The sequence below is a fragment of the Pseudomonas sp. SWRI111 genome, from assembly GCF_014268555.1.
In the GTDB taxonomy this organism is placed as follows: domain Bacteria; phylum Pseudomonadota; class Gammaproteobacteria; order Pseudomonadales; family Pseudomonadaceae; genus Aquipseudomonas; species Aquipseudomonas hamedanensis.
The window spans coordinates 45,833-69,950 of record NZ_JABWQQ010000021.1 but is presented as its reverse complement, the minus strand read 5'-3'; the positions used below and the strand labels follow the sequence as shown (position 1 = coordinate 69,950).

At 58.9% G+C, this 24,118-nt stretch carries 25 protein-coding genes; 8 read left to right on the top strand and 17 right to left on the bottom strand.

The features are described from left to right. Nucleotides 1-78: 78 nt before the first annotated feature. The 5 genes from HU755_RS21855 to HU755_RS21835 form a co-directional block, all read right to left on the bottom strand. Nucleotides 79-453, bottom strand: coding sequence for a response regulator transcription factor (locus HU755_RS21855; RefSeq protein ID WP_186619102.1), 375 nt, complete (start codon nt 451-453; stop codon nt 79-81). 25 nt (nt 454-478) lie between these two features. Beyond that, entirely contained in the window at nt 479-1,000 is a 522-nt protein-coding gene (locus HU755_RS21850; RefSeq protein ID WP_186546524.1) for a hypothetical protein, read from the bottom strand. A 151-nt stretch (nt 1,001-1,151) separates the two neighbouring features. Next, complete coding sequence (locus HU755_RS21845) at nt 1,152-1,844, bottom strand: AraC family transcriptional regulator (protein WP_323790885.1); 693 nt, start codon at nt 1,842-1,844, stop codon at nt 1,152-1,154. Between the two features lie 40 nt (nt 1,845-1,884). Further along, nucleotides 1,885-3,345, bottom strand: coding sequence for a sensor histidine kinase (locus HU755_RS21840; protein ID WP_186546521.1), 1,461 nt, complete (start codon nt 3,343-3,345; stop codon nt 1,885-1,887). A 316-nt stretch (nt 3,346-3,661) separates the two neighbouring features. Beyond that, complete coding sequence (locus HU755_RS21835) at nt 3,662-4,312, bottom strand: response regulator transcription factor (RefSeq protein ID WP_186546519.1); 651 nt, start codon at nt 4,310-4,312, stop codon at nt 3,662-3,664. 495 nt (nt 4,313-4,807) lie between these two features. Between HU755_RS21835 and HU755_RS21830 the strand changes: the two genes are divergently transcribed. Next, nucleotides 4,808-5,782, top strand: a complete 975-nt coding sequence (locus tag HU755_RS21830; RefSeq protein ID WP_186636412.1) for a LysR family transcriptional regulator — start codon at nt 4,808-4,810, stop codon at nt 5,780-5,782. A 9-nt stretch (nt 5,783-5,791) separates the two neighbouring features. Here the strand turns inward: HU755_RS21830 and HU755_RS21825 are convergent, their stop codons facing one another. After that, nucleotides 5,792-6,760, bottom strand: coding sequence for a DMT family transporter (locus tag HU755_RS21825; protein WP_186636410.1), 969 nt, complete (start codon nt 6,758-6,760; stop codon nt 5,792-5,794). Between the two features lie 375 nt (nt 6,761-7,135). On the opposite strand from HU755_RS21825, the gene HU755_RS21820 reads away from it, so the two are divergent. Both HU755_RS21820 and HU755_RS21815 read left to right on the top strand, forming a co-directional pair. Continuing rightward, complete coding sequence (locus HU755_RS21820) at nt 7,136-7,522, top strand: MerR family transcriptional regulator (protein WP_186636408.1); 387 nt, start codon at nt 7,136-7,138, stop codon at nt 7,520-7,522. 112 nt (nt 7,523-7,634) lie between these two features. Further along, nucleotides 7,635-7,985 (top strand): carboxymuconolactone decarboxylase family protein, encoded by a 351-nt coding sequence (locus tag HU755_RS21815; protein ID WP_225922835.1) that lies wholly within the window; start codon nt 7,635-7,637, stop codon nt 7,983-7,985. A 28-nt stretch (nt 7,986-8,013) separates the two neighbouring features. On the opposite strand, the gene HU755_RS21810 is transcribed toward HU755_RS21815, so the two are convergent. Further along, nucleotides 8,014-8,928, bottom strand: a complete 915-nt coding sequence (locus HU755_RS21810) for a LysR family transcriptional regulator (RefSeq protein ID WP_186636406.1) — start codon at nt 8,926-8,928, stop codon at nt 8,014-8,016. A gap of 149 nt (nt 8,929-9,077) precedes the next feature. Between HU755_RS21810 and HU755_RS21805 the strand changes: the two genes are divergently transcribed. Beyond that, nucleotides 9,078-10,088 carry an NAD(P)-dependent alcohol dehydrogenase gene (locus tag HU755_RS21805; protein ID WP_186546502.1) on the top strand — a complete coding sequence of 337 codons (1,011 nt, stop codon included), beginning with the start codon at nt 9,078-9,080 and terminating at the stop codon, nt 10,086-10,088. A 39-nt stretch (nt 10,089-10,127) separates the two neighbouring features. Here HU755_RS21805 and HU755_RS21800 read toward each other — a convergent pair whose 3' ends face one another. Then, nucleotides 10,128-10,829, bottom strand: a complete 702-nt coding sequence (locus HU755_RS21800) for a glutathione S-transferase (RefSeq protein ID WP_186636404.1) — start codon at nt 10,827-10,829, stop codon at nt 10,128-10,130. Nucleotides 10,830-10,969: 140 nt separating this feature from the next. Between HU755_RS21800 and HU755_RS21795 the strand changes: the two genes are divergently transcribed. After that, nucleotides 10,970-11,545 carry a TetR/AcrR family transcriptional regulator gene (locus HU755_RS21795; protein WP_186619113.1) on the top strand — a complete coding sequence of 192 codons (576 nt, stop codon included), beginning with the start codon at nt 10,970-10,972 and terminating at the stop codon, nt 11,543-11,545. A 102-nt stretch (nt 11,546-11,647) separates the two neighbouring features. Here HU755_RS21795 and HU755_RS21790 read toward each other — a convergent pair whose 3' ends face one another. From HU755_RS21790 to HU755_RS21780, 3 genes are all read right to left on the bottom strand, one after another. Next, nucleotides 11,648-13,081, bottom strand: coding sequence for a catalase (locus HU755_RS21790; protein ID WP_186636402.1), 1,434 nt, complete (start codon nt 13,079-13,081; stop codon nt 11,648-11,650). Nucleotides 13,082-13,172: 91 nt separating this feature from the next. After that, complete coding sequence (locus HU755_RS21785; protein ID WP_186636400.1) at nt 13,173-14,165, bottom strand: alpha/beta hydrolase fold domain-containing protein; 993 nt, start codon at nt 14,163-14,165, stop codon at nt 13,173-13,175. Beyond that, nucleotides 14,162-14,605, bottom strand: a complete 444-nt coding sequence (locus HU755_RS21780; protein ID WP_186636398.1) for a TspO/MBR family protein — start codon at nt 14,603-14,605, stop codon at nt 14,162-14,164. The genes HU755_RS21785 and HU755_RS21780 overlap by 4 nt, the downstream gene beginning before the upstream one ends. A gap of 164 nt (nt 14,606-14,769) precedes the next feature. Here HU755_RS21780 and HU755_RS21775 point away from each other — a divergent pair, with 164 nt between their 5' ends. Further along, the gene (locus HU755_RS21775) at nt 14,770-15,006 is read left to right on the top strand and encodes a hypothetical protein (RefSeq protein ID WP_186636396.1); all 237 of its coding nucleotides are present in this window, start codon (nt 14,770-14,772) and stop codon (nt 15,004-15,006) included. A 9-nt stretch (nt 15,007-15,015) separates the two neighbouring features. Here HU755_RS21775 and HU755_RS21770 read toward each other — a convergent pair whose 3' ends face one another. Next, the gene (locus HU755_RS21770; protein WP_186636393.1) at nt 15,016-16,611 is read right to left on the bottom strand and encodes a sensor domain-containing diguanylate cyclase; all 1,596 of its coding nucleotides are present in this window, start codon (nt 16,609-16,611) and stop codon (nt 15,016-15,018) included. A gap of 162 nt (nt 16,612-16,773) precedes the next feature. Here HU755_RS21770 and HU755_RS21765 point away from each other — a divergent pair, with 162 nt between their 5' ends. Further along, nucleotides 16,774-17,205: a DNA methylase gene (locus HU755_RS21765; protein ID WP_186636390.1), complete on the top strand. Its 432-nt coding sequence runs from the start codon at nt 16,774-16,776 to the stop codon at nt 17,203-17,205. 43 nt (nt 17,206-17,248) lie between these two features. Here HU755_RS21765 and HU755_RS21760 read toward each other — a convergent pair whose 3' ends face one another. From HU755_RS21760 to HU755_RS21750, 3 genes are all read right to left on the bottom strand, one after another. After that, nucleotides 17,249-17,464: a hypothetical protein gene (locus HU755_RS21760; protein ID WP_186636387.1), complete on the bottom strand. Its 216-nt coding sequence runs from the start codon at nt 17,462-17,464 to the stop codon at nt 17,249-17,251. Between the two features lie 53 nt (nt 17,465-17,517). Then, a complete protein-coding gene (locus tag HU755_RS21755; protein WP_186636384.1) occupies nt 17,518-18,399 on the bottom strand; it encodes a manganese catalase family protein in 882 nt (293 codons plus the stop codon). 291 nt (nt 18,400-18,690) lie between these two features. Further along, complete coding sequence (locus tag HU755_RS21750; protein ID WP_186636381.1) at nt 18,691-20,232, bottom strand: class I SAM-dependent methyltransferase; 1,542 nt, start codon at nt 20,230-20,232, stop codon at nt 18,691-18,693. Nucleotides 20,233-20,737: 505 nt separating this feature from the next. Between HU755_RS21750 and HU755_RS21745 the strand changes: the two genes are divergently transcribed. Further along, nucleotides 20,738-21,715 carry a hypothetical protein gene (locus HU755_RS21745; RefSeq protein ID WP_186636378.1) on the top strand — a complete coding sequence of 326 codons (978 nt, stop codon included), beginning with the start codon at nt 20,738-20,740 and terminating at the stop codon, nt 21,713-21,715. On the opposite strand, the gene HU755_RS21740 is transcribed toward HU755_RS21745, so the two are convergent. Both HU755_RS21740 and HU755_RS21735 read right to left on the bottom strand, forming a co-directional pair. After that, the gene (locus HU755_RS21740) at nt 21,678-22,682 is read right to left on the bottom strand and encodes an acyltransferase family protein (protein ID WP_186636376.1); all 1,005 of its coding nucleotides are present in this window, start codon (nt 22,680-22,682) and stop codon (nt 21,678-21,680) included. The genes HU755_RS21745 and HU755_RS21740 overlap by 38 nt on opposite strands. Nucleotides 22,683-22,909: 227 nt before the next feature. After that, on the bottom strand, nt 22,910-24,037 hold the full coding sequence (locus HU755_RS21735; protein ID WP_186636373.1) for a mechanosensitive ion channel family protein: 1,128 nt from the start codon (nt 24,035-24,037) through the stop codon (nt 22,910-22,912). Nucleotides 24,038-24,118 lie beyond the last annotated feature (81 nt).

Sequence of the window (24,118 nt, the reverse complement as noted above, 5' to 3'; positions counted from 1 at the left end):
AAATTTTGATCGTTGCTCAAGGCAAGTCAAATGCATGCAGTGTGTCGCAGCTGTCGGGCAAAGAACGGGTCTGCGCGGTCAGCGCCGACGCTGCAACGCTCGTTCGATACACGTCAGAAGTGCCTGGGTATCGAACGGTTTGGAAAAATACCCTTCCGGCTTTCTGACCTTGACACTGAACTGTGGTGGCAGCCCGGGTTTGCCCGTGATGAACAGCGTAGGGATATGGATATTCCTGGCCGCCAGTGCCTCGTATAACTCCACTCCGCACATGCCGGGCATTTGAATATCCGATACCAGGAAATCGCTGTTCTGCGGATCATCGGACCGCAAAAACGCCAGCGCGCTGTTATAGGTTTTCACCGTATAACCACAAGAACGCAATAAGCTTTTCAGTGATACAAGAATAAGCTCGTCGTCATCAACGACAGAAATAATGGCCGAATCAAACATGGGAAACCTGGCGTTTTTACCCTGATTATTCATGGGGCAAGTTATTGTTGATCTGCCAGAGCAGTTGCGCATTGCGCCGCAAGCACTCTTCAAAGAACCGTTTACTGGCAGAGTCTTTGTTGGCGTCCGCACTTTCTTGATATTCACGTAAAACGGCATCGGCTGTCCGTAGCCGACGCATGCCGTCATGAATGCCAATCAGGCAATCGGCAAACCCCAGGCTCTGTGCGACATCGTTGAGGCGGTAGAGGCTTGCGGGTTCAGCGTAGCCGCCCAAGTCAGCGATGCCGGTGGCGAGGAACCCCGCGTAGTCAGCCGTGGTGCGGGCCAGCCGGCGAAACAGCTGCCGTATTGGCAGGAAACTGACGTTGCGAAGTGTTTGCTCCAGGTAATCGAGCTGCGCCTGGATGCTCAGCGTCGTACCGAGCATTTGCATGAGCGCATCAATGGCCTCAATGCGCTCGACAGTGGATAAGGAGGTATGCGCACCGTAGCGGCTGATGCGTAACGGATGACTGACTTTATAGAGCGTTTGAGTAGCGTTCATGGCAACCGTCTCAGGCTGGCGCGCAGGCGCGATACGTGGCTTCGTAAGAGATGACCAGCTTAAGTCGAGGCACCGTCGATGACATTCGTACCTGAAGACGGTGGGGTAGCACATGGGGTCAGGCCCGTCATACCAGAGTATGGGCGCGCAGTTATTGTGTCCCATACTGCGATTGCAACAACGGGCTCCATTGCTCCTGATTGTCCGGGCGTCGGTAGTACACCACCATGCGCCGCGCCACCTGCATGGCCACCTCGCGGCCGTTGTCCGCCTCGACCAAGGCCAGGGACAGATCGATTCCCGCGCTGACGCCAGCCGAAGTCCATAGCGGGTCCTGCTCGACGAAGATGGCTTCGCGATCCAGCTCGACGCGCGGGAACAGGCGCTCGAACTGATCTGCCATGGCCCAGTGAGTCGCTGCGCGCAGGCCGTCCAGCAAACCGGCCCGGGCAAGGAAAAACGCACCGCTGCAGACGGAGGTGGTGCGACTGGCGAGAGAAGAAGCCTTGCGCAGCCATTCCACCAGCGGCGAACTGTCGACCAATGCCTGGCGAATGTGCGGCGAGCCAGGAACGATCAGCGTATGCATCGGCCCCCGCGCCAGATCATCCAGGCGCACCGTTTGCACCACCAGACCTTCCGCGGTGCGTACCGGCCCCCCTTGCAGGCTGGCGGTATGCAAGGTGTAACCGGGCAGGCCGAGGTCAGCCAGGCTACGGGTTGCGGCCCAGAAAACGGTCTGGGCGCCGGTCAGGTCAAGCAGGCCCATCTGCGCATAGGCGACAAAAATGACGCTGCGCGGTTTGCCCGGTACTGCCTGTGATGGGTTGTATGAGGTAGTCACAGCTCGAAGCCCTCGTATTCGCCTGGCGGGGTAGAAATATTCATTGCTCGTGTCGCAGGCCATGCGTGGGTATCGCGAAGCGAAACTGCGTGCCGACCCCTTCGGTGCTCTCCACCCAGATACGCCCACCGTGGAACTCGATGATTGAACGACAGATCGACAAGCCCATGCCCAGGCCCTTGGGTTTGGTGGTGAAGAAGGGGTCGAACAACGAAGGAAGAATATCTTCGGCGATGCCGCTGCCGGAGTCGGCAATTTCGAGCACGGTTTCGTTGTGTTGCAGCGAGGTGCTGATGCGCAACATACGCGGTCGGTCGTGCACATTGGCCATGGCCTGGCAGGCATTGATGATCAGATTGATGATCACTTGTTGCAGCTGTACCCGATCGCCTTTTATCAATGCGCCGGGTGCTTCGAGTTGTGCGTGTGGGCGCACCTCGTGCAGCGCGATGTCATGCTGCATGAGCGTCAACGAGTCTTTGACGATGTCGTCGAAGCGTTCGACATTGCGTTGTACTTCGCTGTGCCGCGACAGAGCGCGGATGCAAGTGATCACGTCGGACACGCGCGCAGAGTTCTGGATGACCCGGTCCAGCGAGCGCCGCGCTTCTTCCAGGTTAGGCTCGGGCCGGTTGATCCAGCGTTTGCACGACTCGCCGCTGGTGATCACGGCGGCCAGCGGCTGATTGATTTCATGAGCGATCGAGGCGGCCAACTCGCCCATGGAACTCAACCGTGTGACATGGGCCAGGGTTGCCTGGGAATGGAACAGCGCTTCTTCGGCTTGCCTGGCGGCCGTGACATCCATCAAGGCGCCGACGTATTCGCTACGGCCACCCTGTTTGATCAACGGACTGGCAATCATTTGTACGTGCTTGATCCGGCCGTCGGGCATCACCAGTCGATGCTCGAGCTCGATCAGCTCCCGGTGTTCCGCCGCCTGCCGCAGGACACCGTCGATGAGCGCCAGGTCATCGGGGTGAGTCCTGGCCTTGATCAACGCAAGCGTGGGCGTAAGCAGGGGCGGGTATTCGAAGATGCGAGACGATTCGTCCGACCACGACACGTTGAATTTGCGCTCGGCGCCGACGGTGAAAACCACGCTGCCGGTATGACTGAGCTTCTGTGCACCCATGAAAAATGCCTCTTTGCGGCGTAGCGTTTCAGTGGCCCGTTTGCTGCGCAGCGCCAGCAGACTAATGGTGGTCAGGGCGATCAGGCACCGGACAAAAGCGGCGATCAAGCGGTGGTCGCGGTAGCCTGCGTCAGCAATGAAACTGGCGGTCAGAATGATGACGCACCCTACGGCCACAGCGATAAACAACGGCACCGGAAAGAAATTCGCCGACATGAAGACCAGGGTGATGTAGAACAGCGTCGGCGCGACATCGAGGTCGAGGTATGAGTTGGTGGTGAAAATCATGCTGCCCACGGCAATGGCCGCCAGCCAGGCAACGGCGTCTGAACAAAAAAACTGTGCGCGACGTTTGAAGATAGACATTTGTTATTCCGGTTTTTTGCTATCGGACGGCATCGCGCAACCTGTGGCGGATGCCGGGCAAACTTGGGTGACGGGCAGAATGACGCAGAAGTAAATGTGTAGCGCTGCTCTCGGGAGGCGGCTGTATTGCCACTTGCGTAATGATGCATAAGCCCCACCTGGGCCGCTTTTGTTATGGGTAATGATGGTAGGGCAACGCCTTGAAGTCGGGCACCGCTACATTGGGTCAACGCGCGTATGACTAGGTATAACGGGGCTATACCCAGGTATTAGCCGCGGGCGGTGCGACCTCGCCACACCGCCCGGGCCGGCGCGGTCAGCGATTGGCCGACTGCGCGGCGATGGCCTCCGCCATGCGCACCAGATCGGCAAAGGAGCGCGCGCCCATCTTGCGCATGGCCTGGCCGCGGTGGATTTTCACCGTGATCTCACTGAGGCCGATCTCCCCGGCGATCTGCTTGTTCATCAAGCCCGAAGCCGCCAGCGCCATGACCGTCTGCTCGCGGGGCGTCAACGTGGCATGGCGCGCACGTAGCTCCTCGGCATGTCGCCCGGACTCGCGCCGTTGCTTGTCCCGGGTATGCGCGGCGCACACGGCGTCGATCAGATCTTGCTCGCGAAACGGTTTGGTCAGAAAGTCCACGGCACCGGCCTTCATCGCGCGCACCGTCATGGCTATATCGCCATGTCCGGTGATGAACACAATCGGTACATTGATGCCGGCGGCCGCCAGCTCACTCTGGAAATCCAGGCCACTGCTGCCTTGCAGGCGCACATCGAGCACCAGGCAACTGACGGTATCGGGGCGCGGGTGATTCATGAATTCAGCGACTGAAGCGAAGAGCTCGACCCGCAGGCCGATCGAGCGCAACAGGCTGCCAAGGGATTCGCGCAGCCCGGCATCGTCGTCGACAATGAAAACCACGGGCTCGCCTGGATTGCTGTTATGCACGGGATGATTGTTCATTGCTGTTGTTCCCAAGGTTTTGACTGACCGGGCCTGGCAATACCGAATCGACAGCAAAAATCGCCAGCTCGATTCTAGCGCTGATCCCGCAACGGGCCAGTTGGCCCCTGACCAAAGGCGCTGGCGCGCGCCCTGTCGACCGCCAGCGAACGGGCAGGGCAGAGCAAGCGATCGTCGGGGTGCAATCATGCGGGCGGATGGGTGTTGTTCGTTCGGGAGCCAATAATCGGTTCAGCATCCTAGTTGCCCGACGAGGTCATCGGCTAGGACAAAAAACCCGGAAAAACCGCCATTGACGCATGCCGATACAACGCATGAACGAGTTCGCTAGCGGGTCCACACGCGTTTTTTTCGACTTCATACTCACGTATAGAAGCCTTCACCTAACGCATGATCGCCCTGTCCCGATGTACCAAAGACGCTTGGCAACCGGGGCCGTAATCTAGGTGCTGCTGTCTGTTGAACTCAAAGGCTGCGTGCCGGGTGGTGAAGTCCATGAACAGAAATGATCTGCGTCGCGTCGACATTCATCTGCTGGTGGTATTTGAAACGATGATGCACGAGCGTCATGTTGGCCGCGTCGGCGAAAAGCTGTTCCTTGGCCAACCGGCGATCAGCGCCGCGCTGGGACGCTTGCGCCAGTTGTTCGATGATCCGTTGTTCATTCGTGCCGGCAGAGTCATGGAGCCGACGGCGCGGGCGGAGGAAATATTCATCAATCTGACCCCGGCGCTGGACGGCATTGCCGCGGCAGTGAGCCGTTGCCAATCATTTGAACCGGGCGCCAGCGAGGCGACGTTTCAGGTGGGGCTGTCTGATGACGTCGAATACGCGTTGTTGCCGCGCTTGCTCCGGCACCTGCGGGAAGAGGCGCCGAACATCTCACTGGTGGTGCTGCGCGTCGATCAGCAGCAAATGTCGCAACGCCTGTTCAATGGGGAAATTTCCCTCGGCATCAGTCATATGCTCGACCTGCCGGCGAGTGCGCGGCGCAAGAGTCTGCGTGTCGTCCGGCCGATGCTTTTGCGTGCCGATAATTGCGCCGGCTCGGTAACGTTGGAGGAGTTCTGTACACGTCCGCATATCGTTGTGTCCCCGATGGGCAATGCCGCTGACGATACCGATCAGGCGTTAAGTCTGTTGGGGCGGCGGCGCAAAGTGGTGTTGGCGGTACCGCAGTTCAGCGCGCTGCCGAGGCTCTTGGCGCAGAGCGAAATGCTCGCCATCGTTCCCGACTATGTTGCCAGAGCGATGGCGTTGGCCCAGGGCATCCGGGCCGAGGCCGTCCCCTTGCCGCTGCCGACGCAGAACCTGTCCATGGCCTGGCGCGGGACGGCACACAACGATGCCGGCCAGCGCTGGTTGCGTTCGCGTTGTCAGGCGTTTCTCGGTACGCCGATCGAGCTACAGGTGGTGCCGAAATCGTCACCGGCACTGCACGGCACTCAATCGTTGTGGGCAGCGCGGTAGGTTGCCGGACTAGTTTTTTCGTTGCTGAGCGAGATCATCAGCCTTGATCGCCGATTTGCGATACGTCAGCAAAACAATCCCGGTAACCACAATCAGCCCGCCGAGAATCTGCACCGTGCCAAGCATTTGATCCAGCACGATCCAGCCCATCACCAACGTCGCCAGCGGCTCGATGTTCATGACCGGTGCGTTGCGAGGCATGTCCAGTCGCGGCACTGAAATGAACAGCACGATAAAACCGGTGCCGTACAGCACCACCAGCGTGGCGAGGGCCAGCCATCCGGTTGAGGTGGCGGGCAGGTTCAGTCCGCCGGGGAGGGCGCCGGTCAGTCCCGCCAGATTGACGCTGGTGAAGACGATAAAAATCGTCAGCAGACTGCGCGCCGAGCCGCGCACTTGAGACAACTTGTGATCGGTGATCCACAGCGCGCAAGCGAACACGCTGGCGGCGCAGAAGGCAAGTCCGACGCCCAGCCACCACTGCGGGCCGACGTGGGTTGTGGTCGCAAGGCGCCCGGGGACATCGAGCACAAACACCAGCCCGACCAGAATCAGCCCCATCAACATGGCGGTGCGTGCGGTCGGCCGCGGTCCACCCAGCGTCCAGGTCAGCAGCGCCAGCAGGATAGGAAACACGTTGGCAACCAACAGCGCCAGCGCCACGGGGACCCGTGCGACGGCCGAGTACAGGCACAGGCTCTGCGCGGTAATCAACAGGCCCAGCAGTAGCTGCCAGCGCCAGGCGCCGGCAGGCAGACGCAGACTTTGTCTTTGCCACAGCACCAGGCCAGCGAGCACCAGCAACGTTCCGCCAGAGCGCATCAGAATCGCCAGCAACACTCCGGCACCATCATCGAAAGCAACCCGTGCCGCCACATGGTTGCCGGCGAACGCACAGCCCATGCACAACAGAATGATCACGGCGAGATGGCGGGGGAAGGGCGGCGCTACGGTGTGAGCAGGGGCAGGGCTGGACATGGCAGGTCTCGAACAGTGCAACGCCGTTCTGGCGGTGCAGGAATTTTTATTATGTCATCGTACAACTTGGTCGTTTTGTACCGTATACGGTTACATCGGGCAAGAGCGTCGGGGATGCGAATCGCCCTAAACTGGGTGCGAAAATAATTTTCCAGGCCTGGATTAAAACGTAGAGATCGTATGACTTAGTGTTATGCACCGAAAACCCGGCACATTTTTTCAGTGGTTCTGGCGCAATCAGCACTGACCTCGTCTTTCATCCGGTGCGGCGGCGCCTCGTATCAATGGCGGCTTGGCGAGCTACCTTAGGCGCGCTGCAAAACGCCTACACATTCGCTTGACTTAGAGTGCACTCAAACATTTACGGTGATCCCCATGAATCCAAATCTGACCATTTCACAATTGTCCAGGCGCCTTGATTTAAGCCCGCACACGATCAGGTACTACGAACGGATCGGGCTGTTCGACGCGGTTGTTCGCGCAGGGAATGGCCATAGGGTCTATGCCGAGAAGGACGTGCTTTGGGCCGAGTTTCTGCTGCGGCTGAAGGCCACGGGAATGCCGATCCAGCAAATGCTCTGTTACGCCGAGCTGCGCCGGTTGGGCGACGCGACCCTGGCACAACGACGAGCGCTGCTGGAACGGCATCGCCGCGACGTCGAAGCGCAGATCCGCGAGTTGAGCCAGTCCCTCGACGTTTTGGATAACAAGATTCAGATCTACCACCAACTCGAGCAAAAGGGGCACCACCATGATCCGTAAGCTTCCGCGTTTCCTTCAATTTCTGTCCGCCACTTTGATTGGCGCAAGCGTTACCAGCGTCGCGGCGCCCATCGAGACAACTGATCGTCGAGCGCGCGGAGAGGCCGCGCTGATGCAGATTACCGGCGGACCCGGTCAGGCCGTGGTGGACTCGTTGAAGGACACGGCGCCCGAGCTGGCCGACTGGATACTGAGCTTTGCCTATGGCGATGTATTCGCCCGTCCCGGACTCGACTACTGCACTCGCGAGCTGGCGACCGTCGCGGCATTGACCGCGCTGGGCAATGCACAGCCACAACTCAAAGTGCATATTGGCGGCGCGCTCAATGTCGGGTGCAAACCCGAGGCAGTGATTGATGTGATCTTGCAAATGACGGTCTATGCGGGATTCCCCAGCGCCTTGAACGGCATCGCCGCTGCCCGTGAGGTCTTCGCGGCTCGAGGGATCAGCGTCAAGCCGTAAGCGTGCAGATCATGGTGCAAAGCCAGATCTAAACCACCACCCACGCCGCGTATAACTGCGCAAATCGCACCTGCAGCCATTCGATAAACACTTGCACCTGCGCAGGCAAGTGAGCGCGGCTGGGGTAAAGCAGCGATACCGGGCGCGGTGCCGGCCGCAAGGCCTGGAGAATTTCCACAAGGGCGCCGCTGGCCAGATGCTCGGCAACTGCGATACCCGGGGCCTGGATAATGCCAAAGCCCGACACGCCGCACTGAACGTAGGCGTTCGACTCGGTGACAGTGATTGCAGTGTGACTGACGAATGTTCGCTGTTCACCCTCAACCGAGAACTGCCAGGGCAATGTGCGGTTGCTTTGGCCAGACAGAAAGTTAACACCGCGATGGCTGGCGAGATCTTCGAGGGTCTCTGGCGTGCCGTGTTCGCGCAGATATTCGGGCGCTGCGCAGGTCACCATGGTGGCCATGGCGATCGGGCGGGCGATCAGGGTCGAGTCCGGCAGCTCACCGATGCGCAGCGCACAGTCGACGCCTTCGCCGACCAGATCAACCGTCCGGTCTGTCACGCCTAACACCAGGCTGACGCCCGGGTAGCTGTCGGTAAATGTTCGCAGGCTGCTGATGAAATCCATCTGGGCGAACGCCGTGGGGATATCGATGCGAAGACGCCCCGTCAGCGTTGCCCCGGTGCGATCGAACATGGACGTCGCCGCCGTGATGTCCGCGAGAATCTCTTGTACCCGTTGGTAGAACTGTTCGCCTTCAGCGGTGAGGGCGACTTTCCTCGTGGTGCGCTGAAATAGCCGCACGCCCAGGGACGTTTCCAGCTCCTTGATGTAGCGGGTGACTTGCGGGCGGCCGATGTCCAGCGACTCGGCGGCTTTGGTAAAGCTGCCCAGCTCAGCCAGCCTGGCGAACAGACGCATTGACTGGAGTAATTCCATGGGTGATCCGGTAGGCAGGTTTGTTGCCTCAGGATAGAACAATCCTGTCTTTTTCTCGGCATTTATTGCCAGCCTGCAAAAGCGAACCATGTGCCTCAAGGCAAACCCGCTGTGGTTTGCGGTCATTGACGTGCATTTGGAGATTCGCCATGAAAGCGTGGTTACTGAAAGATTTCGGACTCGACAATCTGCAACTGGGAGAAGCGGCGACCCCGCAGCCCAAGGCTGGCGAGTTGCTGGTGAAGGTGGGCGCCGTCTCGCTGAATTTTCGCGACAAGGCCATCGTCGATGGCATTTATGAACCGCACATGGTTCCCAAACCGCTGATTCCGGTGAGCGATGCTGCCGGCACGGTGGTGGCGATCGGCGAGGGCGTCAGCCGTTTCAAGATCGGCGATCGCGTCAATTCGCATCTGTACTCGCGCTGGCTGGATGGCGAGCCGGGGCCGAACGAGCCGGATTACTGCTTCGGCTCGCCACTGCCCGGCGGCCTGGCCGAGTACATGATCATTCATGAGGACAGCGCCGTCGGCGCGCCGGCCAACATGAGCGATGAAGAGGCGGCCACGCTGCCGATCGCCGCGCTCACCGCGTGGTACTCGCTGGTCGATTTCGGCGCGGTGCAACCGGGCCAGACCGTGCTGGTTCAGGGCACCGGCGGCGTATCGATTTTTGCCGTGCAGATCGCTACGGCGCTGGGGGCAAAAGTCATCGCAACGTCGAGCAGCGATGACAATCTGCGCGCCGTAAAACAGCTGGGGGCGGTCGCCGGGATTAACTACAGGACCACGCCAAATTGGGCGGACGAGGTGCTGAAACTCACTGAGGGCAAGGGTGTGGATCTGCTGCTCGATGTGGCCGGGGGCAACGGCATCAATCAGTCCGTGGCGGCGACCAAAGCGTCCGGACGCATCGCGCAGATCGGTTTTCTGACCGGGCAGACGGTTGAGCTGAACCTGATGCCGCTGATCTTCCGCCAGACCACGATACGCGGTATCGCCGTCGCGCCGCGCTCCTCGTTCGACCGGATGAACCGCTTCCTTGCCGAACACAACATCAGTCCCGTTATTGATCGGGTCTATCCGTTCGAGCAGGCTCGGGAAGCTTATGAGCATCTGGCCAAAGGCGCATTTGGCAAGATTGTGATCAAGGTGGGCTAACCACGAAAAAGGCGCCGATGAAGGCGCCTTTCTTGTTTCTCAGCTTTGCGGCTCGCCGCGCTCTACCATCGCCCGCCATTGCTGCACACTCGGCCGCTCTTGCATGCGCGCATGCCACTCGCGCAGGGCCGAGCATTCTTCAGGCACGGGTAATTCCACCAACGCCGAAAAAATCATTCCGCCCAACACGGCAATGTCCGCCATCGAGAAGCTGTCGCCGGCCACGAATGGCTGGCGTCGCAACACCTCGTCGAAATAGCGCATGCCCCGCACAGCCTTGTCGCGCATGCGATTGCCCCATTCGGCGTTCTGGTACAGCTCGACCTCTGGGCCGAGCCCTGGTGTTGCGTGATGGAAGTACACACTCACTGCATCTAGAAACTCGATTTCCGCACGCTTGGTCATCATCTGGATCAAGCCCTTCTCCACGGGCGTGCGGCCAGTGAGGGTCGGGCTGCCATCGAGTGCGTCCAGGTATTGGGTGATGGCTGTGCATTCGGCAATCAGCGTGCCGTCCTGAAGCTCCAGCACTGGCAGCGTACCGGAGTAATTCAAACGCAAGAATTCCGGCTTTTTGTGCTCACCCCGCCACAGATTCACCGAAACGAATTCGGTGCGCGGCAACAGCGATTTTTCTGCCAGAGCGATCCGCACGCGGGCCGGGTAGGGGCCGTTGTACCAATCATAAATTTTCAACATCGAAGTGGATTGAACACTGTTTTGCGAAGCAGTAGCGGTCATTTCGGTACACCTGCCTGTCATTTGGTAGGCGAAGATTGCGACCGGATTCGCATCGTGTCAAGCCCCTGCCTGTCAATTGGCAGGCTTGCATTTGCAAGGTACACTTCGCCCATTGATTGAGGATCACCGAGGACATAGACATGAGCCAAAATGCCCGGGAAGCGATTCTCGATGCCGCGAAAACAGCGGCGCAGACTCACGGTTACAACGGCATCAACTTTCGCAGTATCGGCGCAGTGGTCGGTATCAAGAACGCCAGCATCTACTACCATTTTCGCAGCAAAGCCGACCTCGGCGCGGCGGTTGCCGAACGTTACTGGCAGGACGCGGCCAAGGTTTTGCACGACATTCGAGAGGCCAATCCCGAGCCGCAACGCTGCCTGGCGATGTACCCGTCAATCTTTCGCACCTCGCTGGAGAACGGTAATCGGCTGTGCCTCGTCAGCTTCATGGCCGCCGAGTACGAAGATCTGCCGGAGCCTGTCAAAGACCAGGTGAAAAAGTTCGCAGAAATCAACATCGAATGGCTGACGCAGGTGCTGGCCGCGGCCGGGTCGGCCAGTGAAGAACGCTGCAAGGCGCGCGCCCGGGCGATTTACGCCGCGGTGGCCGGCGCGCAGTTGGTCGCCCGGAGCCGAGGCGATATTGCGCTGTTCGATGAATTGATCGGCAGCTATGCGGCGGCGGGGCTGATTTCAATGGACCTGTCTGCATGACAGACCCGCAAGCCTGATCAGCGCTGTCAGCCATCAAAGCCGCGGCCTCGGAATCTGGCCCCGCGCCGCGCCTCTCGCTTTGCTTGCGCTTAACGCGGGGGCTCAACTCAAGCGTTCAATTGCCAGGGCAACACCGGCGCCATAGGCCGGATCGGCCTGCGTACAGTGTTCGATATGGCGCTGTATCGACTGCGCCGACGCGCCCTTGATCGCACGTGCGGTGTTGTCGAATAGCGCGTTTTGCTGCTCGGAACTCATCAGGCGGAACAGTGCCCCCGGTTGCGAAAAGTAGTCGGTGTCTTCGCGATGGTTCCAATGCCCGGCGCTGCCGTGCAGGGCCAGCGGTGGCTCGCGAAAGTCAGGTTGCTCGACCCATTCGCCATAGCTGTTGGGCTCATAGCCGAGGGTACTGGCAGCGTTGGCGTCGGTGCGCATCTGGCCGTCGCGGTGAAAACTGTTGACCGGGCAGCGGGGCGCATTCACCGCAATCTGGTGGTGATTGACGCCGACGCGATAGCGCTGTGCATCACCGTAGGAAAACAAACGCGCCTGGAGCATTTTATCCGGCGAAAAACTGATGCCGGGCACGACGTTGGCCGGGTTGAACGCCGCCTGTTCAACATCGGCAAAGTAATTGTCCGGGTTGCGGTTGAGTTCAAGCAGGCCGACTTCGAGCAACGGGTAATCCTGGTGCGGCCAGACTTTGGTCAAATCGAATGGATTGATTGGATAGGTGGCAGCATCGGCCTCCGGCATGACCTGTACAAATAGCTTCCATTGTGGAAACTGGCCTTGCTCGATGCTGGTGTACAAGTCCCGCTGGGCGCTTTCGCGATCAGTGCCCACGAGGGTCGCGGCTTGTTGATCGGTCAGGTTCGCGATTCCCTGCTGAGTCTTCCAGGTGAACTTGACCCAGAAGCGTTCGTTGACCGGGGAAATGAAGCTGTAGGTGTGGCTGCCGAACCCGTGCATGTGGCGGTAGGACTGCGGCAGGCCACGATCACTCATGACGATCGTGACTTGATGCAGCGCCTCGGGCAGTAGCGTCCAGAAATCCCAGTTGTTCCTGGCGCTGCGCAGGTTGGTGCGAGGGTCGCGTTTGACCGCGTGATTGAGGTCAGGAAACTTCAACGGGTCGCGCAAGAAGAATACCGGAGTGTTGTTGCCCACCAGATCCCAATTGCCTTGCTCGGTATAGAACTTGATGGCAAAGCCGCGAATGTCGCGCTCGGCATCAGCGGCGCCACGCTCGCCGGCGACGGTCGAGAAGCGTACAAAAATGTCGGTGCGTTTACCCACGCCGGAAAACACCTTGGCCTTGGTGTAACGGCTGATATCGTGGGTGACGGTAAACGTGCCAAAAGCGCCTGAGCCCTTGGCATGCATGCGCCGCTCTGGAATAACCTCCCGATCGAAATGCGCAAGCTTTTCCAGCAGCCAGACATCTTGCAGCAGTGCCGGGCCGCCTGGGCCGGCAGTTTGCGTATTGTTGTTGTCGACCACTGGCGCGCCAGCGGCGGTCGTTAACTTGTTCATGGGCGACTCCCGGCATTTTTCGGTGTTATGACTGATGCGTCTGTGTCTGAGAAGGACGCGCAATCAGAGCAAATGCCACGCCGGCGAGCTATTACACGATGGTGTCACTGGGCAATGCGAAGGTATAGGCAGGCTGTGAGGCAGTCGTGAGGCGAGCCGAAATCCACTCCCGGCTATAAGCCAGCACGTGCTGCGCAGTGGCGGTCGGGAAATGGATAAACCCGTGCGGACACTCCGGCAGCATCTGCAGTTCGACCGGCGCCGACTGGCGCCAGCGCTCGGCAATCAGCACGGTGTCATCACGCAGCGGATCGAGTTCGCCGGCAAACAGCAGCGCTGGCGGCAAACCGCTGAAGTCGCCATACAGCGGCGATAATGGTGGCTGGCGTCGCTGCTCGTCCGTCATGTCCGGGGTGAGCAGGCGCAACGCCGCGACCATCCCGGGGCCGTCGAGCACCAGCGTGTCCGCTGGCGCCGTGCGCACGCTGGGCGTTCCGGTCAGGTCGTAGACGCCGTAATACAACAGCGCGCCGCTGATTCGTCGCAGCAGCGGTGGCGAAGCTTTCAGGGCGAGCAGGGTGGCGGCGGCCAGGTGTGCGCCCGCCGATTCGCCGACGACAACGACGGGCAATCCGCTCAATTCGTCGTCGCTCAAAATCCCGCGAGCGGCGCGCAGACAGTCTTCCAGCAATCCTTCGATCGGCGTCGACACGGCCAGCCGATAGTCTACTGACACCACCACGACGTTGCAGGCATTGACGATGGCGATGTTGAAATTGTCATTCATCTGCGCATTGCCGACCACCCAGCCGCCGCCATGGAAATCCACGACCACGCCTTTGGCCTGGCCCCTGGGGCGAATAATCCGCACGGGCACTGAATCAAACGTCCTGCGTTCAGCCGTCAGTCCATGCTGACGCAACTGGCCTGCGCGGCCGACCTGACTCACCCGCAGCAACGCCTGAATCAACCGTGGCGTGAGGCGATTGCGGATCTTGAAGCGCGGCAGCCAGGCGAGTTTTTTATTGAAGGCGCGCACCTGCGCCAATTCGCGCGTGCCGTGTGGCCAGGGGAAATCGCTCATGTGCGATTCTTCATCAGGATCGAGAAGTTCAACGCCGCAGCGACGCACAGCCACGCCAGGTACGGGAACAAAATCAGCCCGGTGACCACGTCCAGTTGCAGCGCCAACACCACCATCGCCGCGACCACCAGCCACAGCACCAGCAGAATCACCATCGCCGCCAGCACTTGATGCGCGCCGAAAAACACCGGCGTCCACAACGTGTTCAGCGCAATCTGCGCTGCCCACAAGGCCAGCACGGTTTGACTGCCGGGGATCAAGCTCAAGCGATAACCGGCCCAGGCCAGCAACAGGTAGATGATTGTCCAGGCCACGGGAAATGCCCAGTTGGGTGGGGTGAAGGAGGGTTTGTTCAGCGATTCGTACCACGCGCCGGGTTTGAACATCACACCGGTGGCCGCTGCTGCTGCGCAAGCCAGAAGGAAAACGAAAAAGGTCATTGCCAGTCCTTAGCTGTGATCAGCTGTTATGGAGAGTTAAGAAGAGGACGCCCCGCTGCGCAAAAAGTTTGCCTGGAAAAGCAAAATCGCCGTTTGTTTGAACTAAAACCTGACCGGTTCATCAGGATAATCAGTTGCTCTCTTTCACTCACGCGGATACCAGCATGCCTACCTATCACATCGACTACCGATTCAACGGCGAACCCCGTACTTATCTGCTCGACCTCAACGATGCGCAACTGTCCGCGCACGCTGCAGCGATGCATCTGCTGGAACTGCATTTGGGCGATGCGGAGAACGGCCTGGTCATGCCCACGGCGGATTCGACGCCGGAGCAGGTTCTTGAGCAGGCTCAGCGGGTCGGTTTGACGGATATCAACGTGGCTGTTCGGACGGACTGACCCGCACTGTCAATCGCATTGCTGGCCAGTCACGGATTGGCCGCTGCGCTCCCCGCCACTGCAATAGCGATCCCTGCCTTTCTGCTTCGCGGCATAGAGCATCTTGTCAGCGGAATCGATCAGGCTGGCGGGGGTGACGTCATGTTCGGCAGGCCTGCCAACAGCGATACCTGCGCTGGCCGTGACGTGACCTTGCGGATGGGCAGTGTGTTCGATTCGTAATGAGCGAATAGACTCAAGTATTTCCTGAGCAACGAGCGCCGCGCCTCGGATATCGGTATTGGGCAGCAACACGGAAAACTCCTCCCCGCCATACCTGACCGCCAGATCACCCGGTCGCTTTACCGCTTGTGAAATCGCCATCCCCACCGCGCTCAGACAGTCGTCACCCGCTGCATGCCCATAGGTGTCGTTGTAAAGCTTGAAGTGATCAACGTCGATCATGATCAGCGAAATGGACGAACCTTGCCGTCTGGCCAAACGAATCTCGTCAACCAGAGCAGTGTCCAGACGCCGCCGGTTGGCCAGGCCGGTGAGGCTGTCGGTCAATGCCATGTCTTTCATGGCCTGGTGTGCACGACGCAAATCCTTCTCCATCACCATTCTTTGGCGCAACTGCCGCAAGACGATCAGTCCGAATACGCTGAACGCAGCAATCACCGACAACAACACAAACCCGGTTTTGATCAGATCCCAGCGCCAGGGCGCGATGATGGATTCGCGCGACAGCCCTGTTTCAACCACCAGCGGGTACGTGGTCAATGCTCTGTAACCATACAAACGCTCCGTGCCGTCGACGATGGCTCTGACTTCGGCGATGCCTTCATTGGCAACGGGCAGGTAATTCTTGAAAACTTCACTGTCCGCGAGGCTCTGGCCGATGACCGAGGCGATAAAGGGTCGGCGTACCAGGATTGTTCCACTGCGCAGCGCCAAGACCAGTGCGCCCTTGTCGTCGATCTTGAAATCACCGTAGTAGTCGACGAAATAACTGACTTTGATGGTCCCCAGCAACACGCCGGCGAAGGAGCCATCCGGGTTATTCAAGCGGCGCGAGATCGGGATGATCAGGTCGTCGGTGGACTTGCTTTTGACGACCTCGCCAATACGCACATTTCGGTCGGTGTGGGTACGGTGATACTGGAAGTAATCGCGGTCGGCGTTGTTTGCCGGATCCGGGATGATTTCCTTGTCGGTGACTATCCATTGCCCGTCCGGGCCGTAAATAAACAGTCCATGCAACTGCGGCATCAATTTGGCCTGCTGGACCAGCAGCTTGTGGATGCGGGGCGCATTGATGTTTTGCAATCCATCGCCTTCTACGCGCTCGCCTAAAGCGGCGGTCAATACGTCCACCTGGCGAATGGCGTCCTCGGCATGCTGCGCTGTGGCCCGCGCGAGGTTCGTGACCGAATCGCGCGCCGACGAGAAGGCCGCATGATAGTCACGCCACGTCCGCCATCCCTCCACACCCAGAAAGGCCAAAATGACCGTCAGCATGAAGATGACCGTGAGGCGAAAGGCGGCTATATCGCTTGCCGCTTTGATCGGGGCCGTTTCTGCGGCGTCATGCCCCTTCTTTTCGGGCGATGTGCGACCGAGCATATGAGGGTCCTTATGCGTGTCCGCTTTCATCCTGAGATGATGACCGCGGTTTTCCACTGGGGATTCAATTTATCGCTCGAGGCATGCGCGGGATCCGCCGGCGGATCGTTCGTAGTCTTGCCGTGTCAACATGGGTAATCGGGTCTGCTTGAAGGAAACCTTGTGAGCGAAATCATCACTGCACGTGACTTGAACATTGACCTTCTGGGGGCCAGCGAAACCGGCCTCTTCAAATGGCTGCTCGCCAGTTTTCTGATGGGTAAAAGAATTCAGGGCGCGATTGCCGCCAGGGCGTATCAGGTCATAGTAGAGCAGCATCAGAAAGATACGCCGCAAAAGCTTGCGCACTGCACGCACCGTCATTTGGTCTCGATGCTGGGTCAGGCGCATTACGTGCGTTACGACGAGAGCACGGCGTCGCGATTGCGCGCGTTGGCAAACAAGCTGAACACCGAGTATGCCGGCAAAGTGAGCAACATTGTGGCAGCGAGCGCTGACCGTCGGGCGCTGGAAAAACGTCTGGCCGAGTTTGAGGGGGTAGGGCCAAAGACCATTGAAATATTTATGAGAGAAGCAGCCTCCGTGCTGTTCTGAATGTCCGGTGAGGGTTCATCTTTTTCAGGCGCAGACGCAAGCCTCACATCGACGCATATCTTTCCGTTGGTTTGCTGACGGTGTCCTCATCGGCAAAATTATTCGGCAGCAGGGTGCCCATTCCGAACACGTTTACCGCCATGCTGACCCGTAGTCCGCGACAGGCCTGTTTGCAGTCAAGCTCAAAACCGGCGGACGCTTGCTCCAACAGTTGTTCAAAATGGTGTGAGGTCAGTGTCGAGACTTTGCTGTTTTTCATATTGATCACCTCAAGCAGGTCGCGACCCCGAAAGCGGGGCCGCCTGACAGGATTCAAATATCTTTGCCTTGCACATAACCTGACCCAAGGTCAGCACCGGTAACGGGCTCGCTAAGCGGATCAGAGGCCGTGCGAAGCTTCATGGCTTCCAGGACGTCTGCGTCCTGTGCAGGGAGACTGACAGTCGCCAGCCCATCGCCGCCATCGACCGCTGGCTCCGGTTTTTCCACATACTCCCAAGCGCCACCCTTGTTCCATGGCCCGCGTACGTTTGGCTCGCCCGACATGTTGAAATACTTGTGAGTGAACTCAGGCATCCCGGCGAGTTTGCCCTGCGGGAAGTTGGGCTGGATCGCATGCAGCGCTTTCTCGAACGACTGTTGATGCGCAATTTCGCGCGTCATCAAAAAGCCCAGCGCCTCTTTCACGCCCGGGTCATCGGTGATGTTGATCAAACGCTCATAGAGAATTTTTGCCCGTGCTTCCGCTGCGATGTTCGAGCGGAAGTCGGCGGTAGGTTCAGTGATTGAATCAACGTACGCCGCTGTCCACGGCACGCCTGCGGAATTGATTAGCGGTGCGCCGGCACCGTAAAGCAGACTGGTGATATGCGAGTCGTTACCGGCGCCGTTGAGCGCACGGTAAAGCTCGCCTTCTTCCTGGACGCCCTCGGCGATCTGACCTTTGGCACCCTTGTTGAGCATCACGATGATCGAGCCGACCACTTCCAGGTGACTCAACTCCTCGGTGGCTATGTCCAGCAGAAGATCTTTTCGTCCCGGGTCTTCCTCGGCCAGGGCTTGTGTGAAGTAACGGGCCGCTGCCGCCAATTCGCCATTGGCACCGCCGAATTGTTCAAGCAGTATATTCGCCAGGCCCGGGTTGGGCTCGGCCACGCGTACGGTGTACTGAAGTCGCTTGTTATGTATGAACATGCAGATTTTCCTCAGACCAGGCTATCGCGCATTCACCCTTGCGGGTGTCAGCGCATGCATAGTTTGTGAGGTGCGGGCGAAGCAGAAATTTCCTTTATTGCGGGTGGGTCTGGACGGACGGCAGAGGGCTGTAAGTTCAAGAAAAAAGACTATTGGCGCAGCTCTGCTCAAGAGCCACTGTGGGAGCGAGCTTGCTCGCGAATGCTGTTCGTCAGTCAGCGGATTCAGCGCCTGATCCAGCGCTTTCGCGAGCAGGCTCGCTCCCACATCAAGTTGCCGGCTACCTGGCAATCACGCGATTTTCAGCGCCTTGAGCACCACCAGCGATTGCTCGGCAAACGCCTGCGCCTGTGCGGTCAGTTCGGCGATATTTTCTTGCGCAGTGAGTAATGGCTGGCCGTTGCTGACGAGTACTTCACCCTGTTCGCTGATCACACTCCAAGCCAGTTGTGCCCACTCGGCCGGCTGCTGTTTGCCTTGCTTGATCGAGATCAGAAACAGTTGCTGGAAGCGGCTCACGGTCACGCCACCGCCCGTGACCGGGCTGGCCAGCGTCTGGATGTTGGCGGCGTAGAGTGAGCGTTTGCACAGTTGCAGATTGAGCGCGGCGCAGCGTCCGCTGACCTGCGCCTCGGCGGCCTCGCTCTGGCACGGCGCCACAGCGCCCATGCCGATCAGTACGGCGAGTGCTTGTTCGAGGTCGTCGTAAGTCAGCGGAGCCGCTTCGGTGAGCAATTGGCGCATCGATTTGGCGGCATAAGCCTGTGCCGCCAGAGCATCGAGTACCGGGCCGTAGATCTCTGGTTGCAGCGTCGCTTCGCCGGCAGGGCCGGTGACCGAACCCGCTACGGTCTCCCAGGGTTGCAGCAGCACAAAACGCGTGTGGAGCATCTTCGCGCGGCGTTCGGCAGCGGACAGCCGGGTCGCGCCACGCACGTACAGATCGCGGCGGAAGTGCTGATTGACGAAATAGTCACGCGCCTGTTCGCGCATGATCGGGTGTTCAATGGTTTCCAGGAAATCCATGCCTTCGGCGCTCAGGTTCAGCGGGTCGACTGAGTCCAGCGGCACGGCCGTGGTGGCGTAATCAAGCTTGGCCGGAGCCAGCGCGTCGACCATGTCGGCGAAATACATGCAGTTCCAGTCGCGATTGAAATATTCGTGGGCGACGTAGTGACGGTCCTGGCCTTTGATGCTCTGCAAGCGCGCGCCGAGACTCGGCGCCGCGGCGGCGTATTTGGGATTGGCCGCCAGCAGCGCTTCGGAAAATTGCAGCGCGGCGTCGATGCGCTGATCGGAGCGCGACGAGGCGTTGGCGAACCGGTCGTGCAGGCTGAATAGATTGCGCAGCGGCGCCGAGGGCGACCAGCCCGGGAAGCAGTTATAGCTGACGTAGAGCATGCCGCCCGGCTTGAGGTGGCGGCGGGCGAATTCGACAATCAGTTTCTGGTTGTCGCGGCTGACCCAGGTCCAGATGCCGTGCAGGCTGATGCTGTCGAACTGTGGCAAATCGGTACGCGCCAATAGCTGCTCGAAGCTGTCGTCATAGAGGCGGGCGCCATTGTTGGCGGCGGCCGCGAGGTCGATGGCATGGGCGGCCATGCCCGGGTGGAAATCCGTGCCGACAAACCCACCCGGATTGGCCGTGGCGTGGATGTTGACCGACACGCCCTGACCAAAGCCCAGCTCGCAGTGAACGCCATCGGTGCTATCCAGCGTGGCGAAACCGCGCAACAACAGGCAGTAACGCAGGAACACCGGATTGATCTCCCGGCTATAGCTGTAGGTGTAGCCTTCGTCGGTGAAATAACCTTCGTTCCAGGCGTTGCTCATGGGTACAGCCTCTTGTTATCGGAAGTAATGGCAGTCTTATAAGGGGTTGTGATTGTGCGCGACAAGTAGAAAAACCGGATAGTTTTTCAGGCACACCGAAGATCCCCTGTAGGAGTGAGCCTGCTCGCGATAGCGGTGTGGCAGCCACCATCAATCAACCTGACACACCGCTTTCGCGAGCAAGCTCGCTCTCACGGGGGATCTTCTACAGGTTCAAGATTTATCGACAGTTCACGCAACCGCGGGACCGGCGGCGGTGACAGTCACGGGTTCAATGACGGGTTCAAGGCCTAGTGCTTGAGTTGAACTCAGCCGCCGGCGTGGGGTGGCTGAGATCGCTACCCGCTGCTCATGCACCGACAAACTGGCGATTTGTTTAATCGAACCTATATTGATGGTCTGCGTTTTCAGCGGGCCATCTTGATCAGGATGAGCTGATTTTACCCCGCGCAAGAAACGCAATTTTCAGTCCACCCGACGTGCGTTATTTCAACAGGAGTGAAATATGGCGATGGTGTCTGAAGCGTTCAAAAACTATCTTGTCGAAGTCACCGTCATGGGCATCGCCAAGGAGTGCGAAGCGGCCGGCATGTTGAGTGCTGCCATTCATGCGCGGCACAAGGTCAGGAAGTCCGATCTGGAGAGCTTTTTCTCCAGCGCCAGCAAGGTGGATCCAGACTCTTGGGAGAGGAAGTTCTACACCTACTGTTTGATCGTTTACGCATCGGCTGCCTACGAAGACGTCGGTGGTCTGATTTCCGCCAGTACAGACGCTTTTCGAGTAGCCAGTGTCAAACCGCACTGGGCCAAGGATGGCAAAACCTATGGCCTGGAGTCGGTTGTCTATTATGAACCGCTCAATTTATTCCCCGGCTTGTCTACCGATAACCTCTCGAACAATACCGTTACCATTGACCAACATATAGCAGCGTATTACGAGGATGGCACCAGTAGTTCGCTGGCGATGATGTCTCATCAGCAACGAGACAAACCTACGGTCAATCAGATAACGGCGAAACACATGTTGGAGAGTCAAGCTCAGTCCAGCGCGTCCTCAACTCTTCACACGCCGGTCAAGCAAGCAGCGTACAAGCCACAGGGCACACCCGTCAGCTCTACCCTGGCCAAAGATGGGAAAATCGCCGGGCATATAGAGACCAACGCAAATATCGAAACATCCACGGCGGCATTTGATAACGCCAAAACCCATGGCAAAAAGAATAACGCCGCACGTTATATCTATACTCAAGTAGAAAAGCTCAACGCCGATGCACGGGATCTGACTGAAGCCGGCGTGCAGCACTACAACAATCTTCTGACCAATTACACGCAAGCGTTGACGAGCATAAAGCAGGAACCTGACCGGGATATAGAAGCAATCCTGGTCGCGACGCGGGATAAATGGGTTCGCTACAGAGGCAATCTGACTCATTTGCTTGCCCAGTTTACTGGGGAAACAAAGGCTGACTTTCCATTGAAGTAGCCACTCTATACTTACCGCCGGCCCTCAGCGCGTGTCGAAGCTTCAAAGCCGGCCGCTCGACGTAGTAATAAGAAACGCCGCTTAGCAGGAACGACGAGAGCAACACCGCCGCAACAATATGGCTGTCATAAGCGACCGGCCAGAACCCCCGCAGAAAATACATCACCACGAAGTGATTCAAGAATACGCCGTAGCTGATGTTCCCAAGGAATTCATCAATTCGGTGAAACTTGAGCTTTGTCAGTAAAAACACGACGGGGACGCCCAGCGCTATGCCGGCGGTAACCTCGGCATTGAAAGGCTGACGCTCGATCAACCCTGTCATGATCGCCACAAAAACCAATGCAGCCGCCACGGCTGTTCCCGCAGCGATCGCCAAGCCCTTGGCCTGCGGTTTGTAAAGGTAGCTGCCGCACAGGAACATGAACAGGACGCCCGGCAGCAACCGGTAGCCATACAGATCGGCATTGATGAAGCCAAGGCACGCGGCCATGAAGATGGCAGCGGACAAGGCGAAGGCGATGCCCCGCGCCCTGTAGATGATCAGGAAAGGGATCACCAGGTAGAAGCACATCTCAAGCCCGAGCGACCAGGCCGGCGGCAAGATCTCCACCCCGGCCGCGCCGAACATGTAGAAGCCGAGGGGCACCATCGGCAGGCTTGAGGTGATAGTTTTAAAGGTCAATTCGGCCGCTTGTGGCGTTCCTGGCAGCAGGAAATAAATCACCAGACAGGAGGCGATGAAGTAAAAAAGGAACTGGGGGTAAAGCCGCAAGGCTCTGTCCAGGTAGAACAACCCGACTTTTTCCGGCGCCTTGTAGTTGCGCTCGATCAGCGAGGTCATTACGAAGCCGCTGATGATCAGGAAGGAAATCACGGCAACCACGCCGGGATTTAACTCCAGGAACGTTTTGCCCATATGAGAAACTGCGACCAGAACGGCCAAAAGCAAACGAAAAGCCCCCACTTACACCCCAGACGTCCTTGTAATTATGGTGCGTAAATTACGATGCTTTGCGCCCGGAGAACAGGCTTTTTCTCCGTCCCGGTATTTTCTTCATCTTCTTTAGCTTGATGCAAATGCGAACTCGGCGGCGGCCTCGGCACAGCGAACGGCGATACCTGCGGCGATCTGACTGCTATGCAGTCGAGCGGGAGCAAGTTCGCTCACGGGTTACTGCCGGACCTTTCAGGTCAGGCATGCTGAGCATGCGAGGGTTGCTGCGTGCGTGCCGGCAGCGCTTGGGACTCGGGCAGCGAGGCGACATGCACCGTGCGCGCCGGGAAGGCAAATGCCGCATCCAGCTCGGCCACCGCTTCCATGATTGCCAGATTGATTCGTTGCTGCACATCCATGTAAACGTTGTAGCTGGCGTCCAGAACGATATAGACGGTTTCGAATTCCAGCGCGCTTTCACCAAAACTGCGGAAATGGCAGCGGTCGAATCGAGCCTGTTTTTCCTGCTTGATGATCGCTTCAACCCGCTGCGTGAGCTGCCGAATCTGTTCGCTGGTGCATTCGTAAGTCAGACGAAATTCGAACACAATCCGGCGCTCCTGCAAGCGCTTGTAGTTCTGGATGGTGCTGCCGATCATGTCGGCGTTGGCCATGACGATCTGCTCGCCGCCCAGACTGCGGATGCGCGTGGTCTTCAGGCCAACGTGCTCGACCGTACCGGCCAGCGTGCCGACCACGATGAAATCGCCCACCTCAAACGGCTTGTCGACCGCAATCGACAGCGAGGCAAACACATCGCCCAAAATATTCTGCACCGCCAGCGCCACCGCGATACCGCCGACACCGAGGCTGGCGACAAACGCGGTAATGTTGACGCCCAGGTTCGACAGCATCGCCAGCAGCACCACCGCCCACAACAGCACCCTGACACCCCACAGACTCAAGGTCGCCAGAGCGCTCGCCTGAAACGTGCCGGTCGCGCTATGTCGCGAGAAATAACGATGCAGCCCGAGCGCCAGCGCGCGGTTGGTCCAAAGGCCGACCTGCAACGCCGCGACCACGAACCACAGACTGCTAACGCGCCCGAGCCAGCGCTCGGGCAAATCCAGCAACCCGATGCCGACCAGAATCGACGCCAACAACAGCAACGTGGTGCTGGTCGCCGACAACACTTCGCTGGCCATGTACGTCAGATGACCGTTGCCAGCGCTGGCCCGGGCCTGGACCTTGCGAAAAGCGAAACGAATGGCCGTCGTGGTCAGCAGGTAACTGATCGTCGCGGCGAAAAACGCGACAAGCCAGTTAGCCAACGAGATCCCTAAAATCATGTGTGCCGTGAAAAAGCCTATGAAATCCTCAGTCATTGAAACCCCCTTGCGAAGCCTGCGACGACGCCAGCGCCGAAGCGCACCGCCGGCCGCAGCCAGGTAAGCGCCGCTTGCGCG

Coding starts and splice junctions, on each gene's coding strand:
- HU755_RS21855 (WP_186619102.1), bottom strand. CDS start 453: ATGTTTGATTCGGCCATTATTTCTGTCGTTGATGACGACGAGCTTATT.
- HU755_RS21850 (WP_186546524.1), bottom strand. CDS start 1,000: ATGAACGCTACTCAAACGCTCTATAAAGTCAGTCATCCGTTACGCATC.
- HU755_RS21840 (WP_186546521.1), bottom strand. CDS start 3,345: ATGTCTATCTTCAAACGTCGCGCACAGTTTTTTTGTTCAGACGCCGTT.
- HU755_RS21835 (WP_186546519.1), bottom strand. CDS start 4,312: ATGAACAATCATCCCGTGCATAACAGCAATCCAGGCGAGCCCGTGGTT.
- HU755_RS21830 (WP_186636412.1), top strand. CDS start 4,808: ATGAACAGAAATGATCTGCGTCGCGTCGACATTCATCTGCTGGTGGTA.
- HU755_RS21825 (WP_186636410.1), bottom strand. CDS start 6,760: ATGTCCAGCCCTGCCCCTGCTCACACCGTAGCGCCGCCCTTCCCCCGC.
- HU755_RS21820 (WP_186636408.1), top strand. CDS start 7,136: ATGAATCCAAATCTGACCATTTCACAATTGTCCAGGCGCCTTGATTTA.
- HU755_RS21815 (WP_225922835.1), top strand. CDS start 7,635: ATGCAGATTACCGGCGGACCCGGTCAGGCCGTGGTGGACTCGTTGAAG.
- HU755_RS21810 (WP_186636406.1), bottom strand. CDS start 8,928: ATGGAATTACTCCAGTCAATGCGTCTGTTCGCCAGGCTGGCTGAGCTG.
- HU755_RS21805 (WP_186546502.1), top strand. CDS start 9,078: ATGAAAGCGTGGTTACTGAAAGATTTCGGACTCGACAATCTGCAACTG.
- HU755_RS21800 (WP_186636404.1), bottom strand. CDS start 10,829: ATGACCGCTACTGCTTCGCAAAACAGTGTTCAATCCACTTCGATGTTG.
- HU755_RS21795 (WP_186619113.1), top strand. CDS start 10,970: ATGAGCCAAAATGCCCGGGAAGCGATTCTCGATGCCGCGAAAACAGCG.
- HU755_RS21790 (WP_186636402.1), bottom strand. CDS start 13,081: ATGAACAAGTTAACGACCGCCGCTGGCGCGCCAGTGGTCGACAACAAC.
- HU755_RS21785 (WP_186636400.1), bottom strand. CDS start 14,165: ATGAGCGATTTCCCCTGGCCACACGGCACGCGCGAATTGGCGCAGGTG.
- HU755_RS21780 (WP_186636398.1), bottom strand. CDS start 14,605: ATGACCTTTTTCGTTTTCCTTCTGGCTTGCGCAGCAGCAGCGGCCACC.
- HU755_RS21775 (WP_186636396.1), top strand. CDS start 14,770: ATGCCTACCTATCACATCGACTACCGATTCAACGGCGAACCCCGTACT.
- HU755_RS21770 (WP_186636393.1), bottom strand. CDS start 16,611: ATGCTCGGTCGCACATCGCCCGAAAAGAAGGGGCATGACGCCGCAGAA.
- HU755_RS21760 (WP_186636387.1), bottom strand. CDS start 17,464: ATGAAAAACAGCAAAGTCTCGACACTGACCTCACACCATTTTGAACAA.
- HU755_RS21755 (WP_186636384.1), bottom strand. CDS start 18,399: ATGTTCATACATAACAAGCGACTTCAGTACACCGTACGCGTGGCCGAG.
- HU755_RS21750 (WP_186636381.1), bottom strand. CDS start 20,232: ATGAGCAACGCCTGGAACGAAGGTTATTTCACCGACGAAGGCTACACC.
- HU755_RS21745 (WP_186636378.1), top strand. CDS start 20,738: ATGGCGATGGTGTCTGAAGCGTTCAAAAACTATCTTGTCGAAGTCACC.
- HU755_RS21735 (WP_186636373.1), bottom strand. CDS start 24,037: ATGACTGAGGATTTCATAGGCTTTTTCACGGCACACATGATTTTAGGG.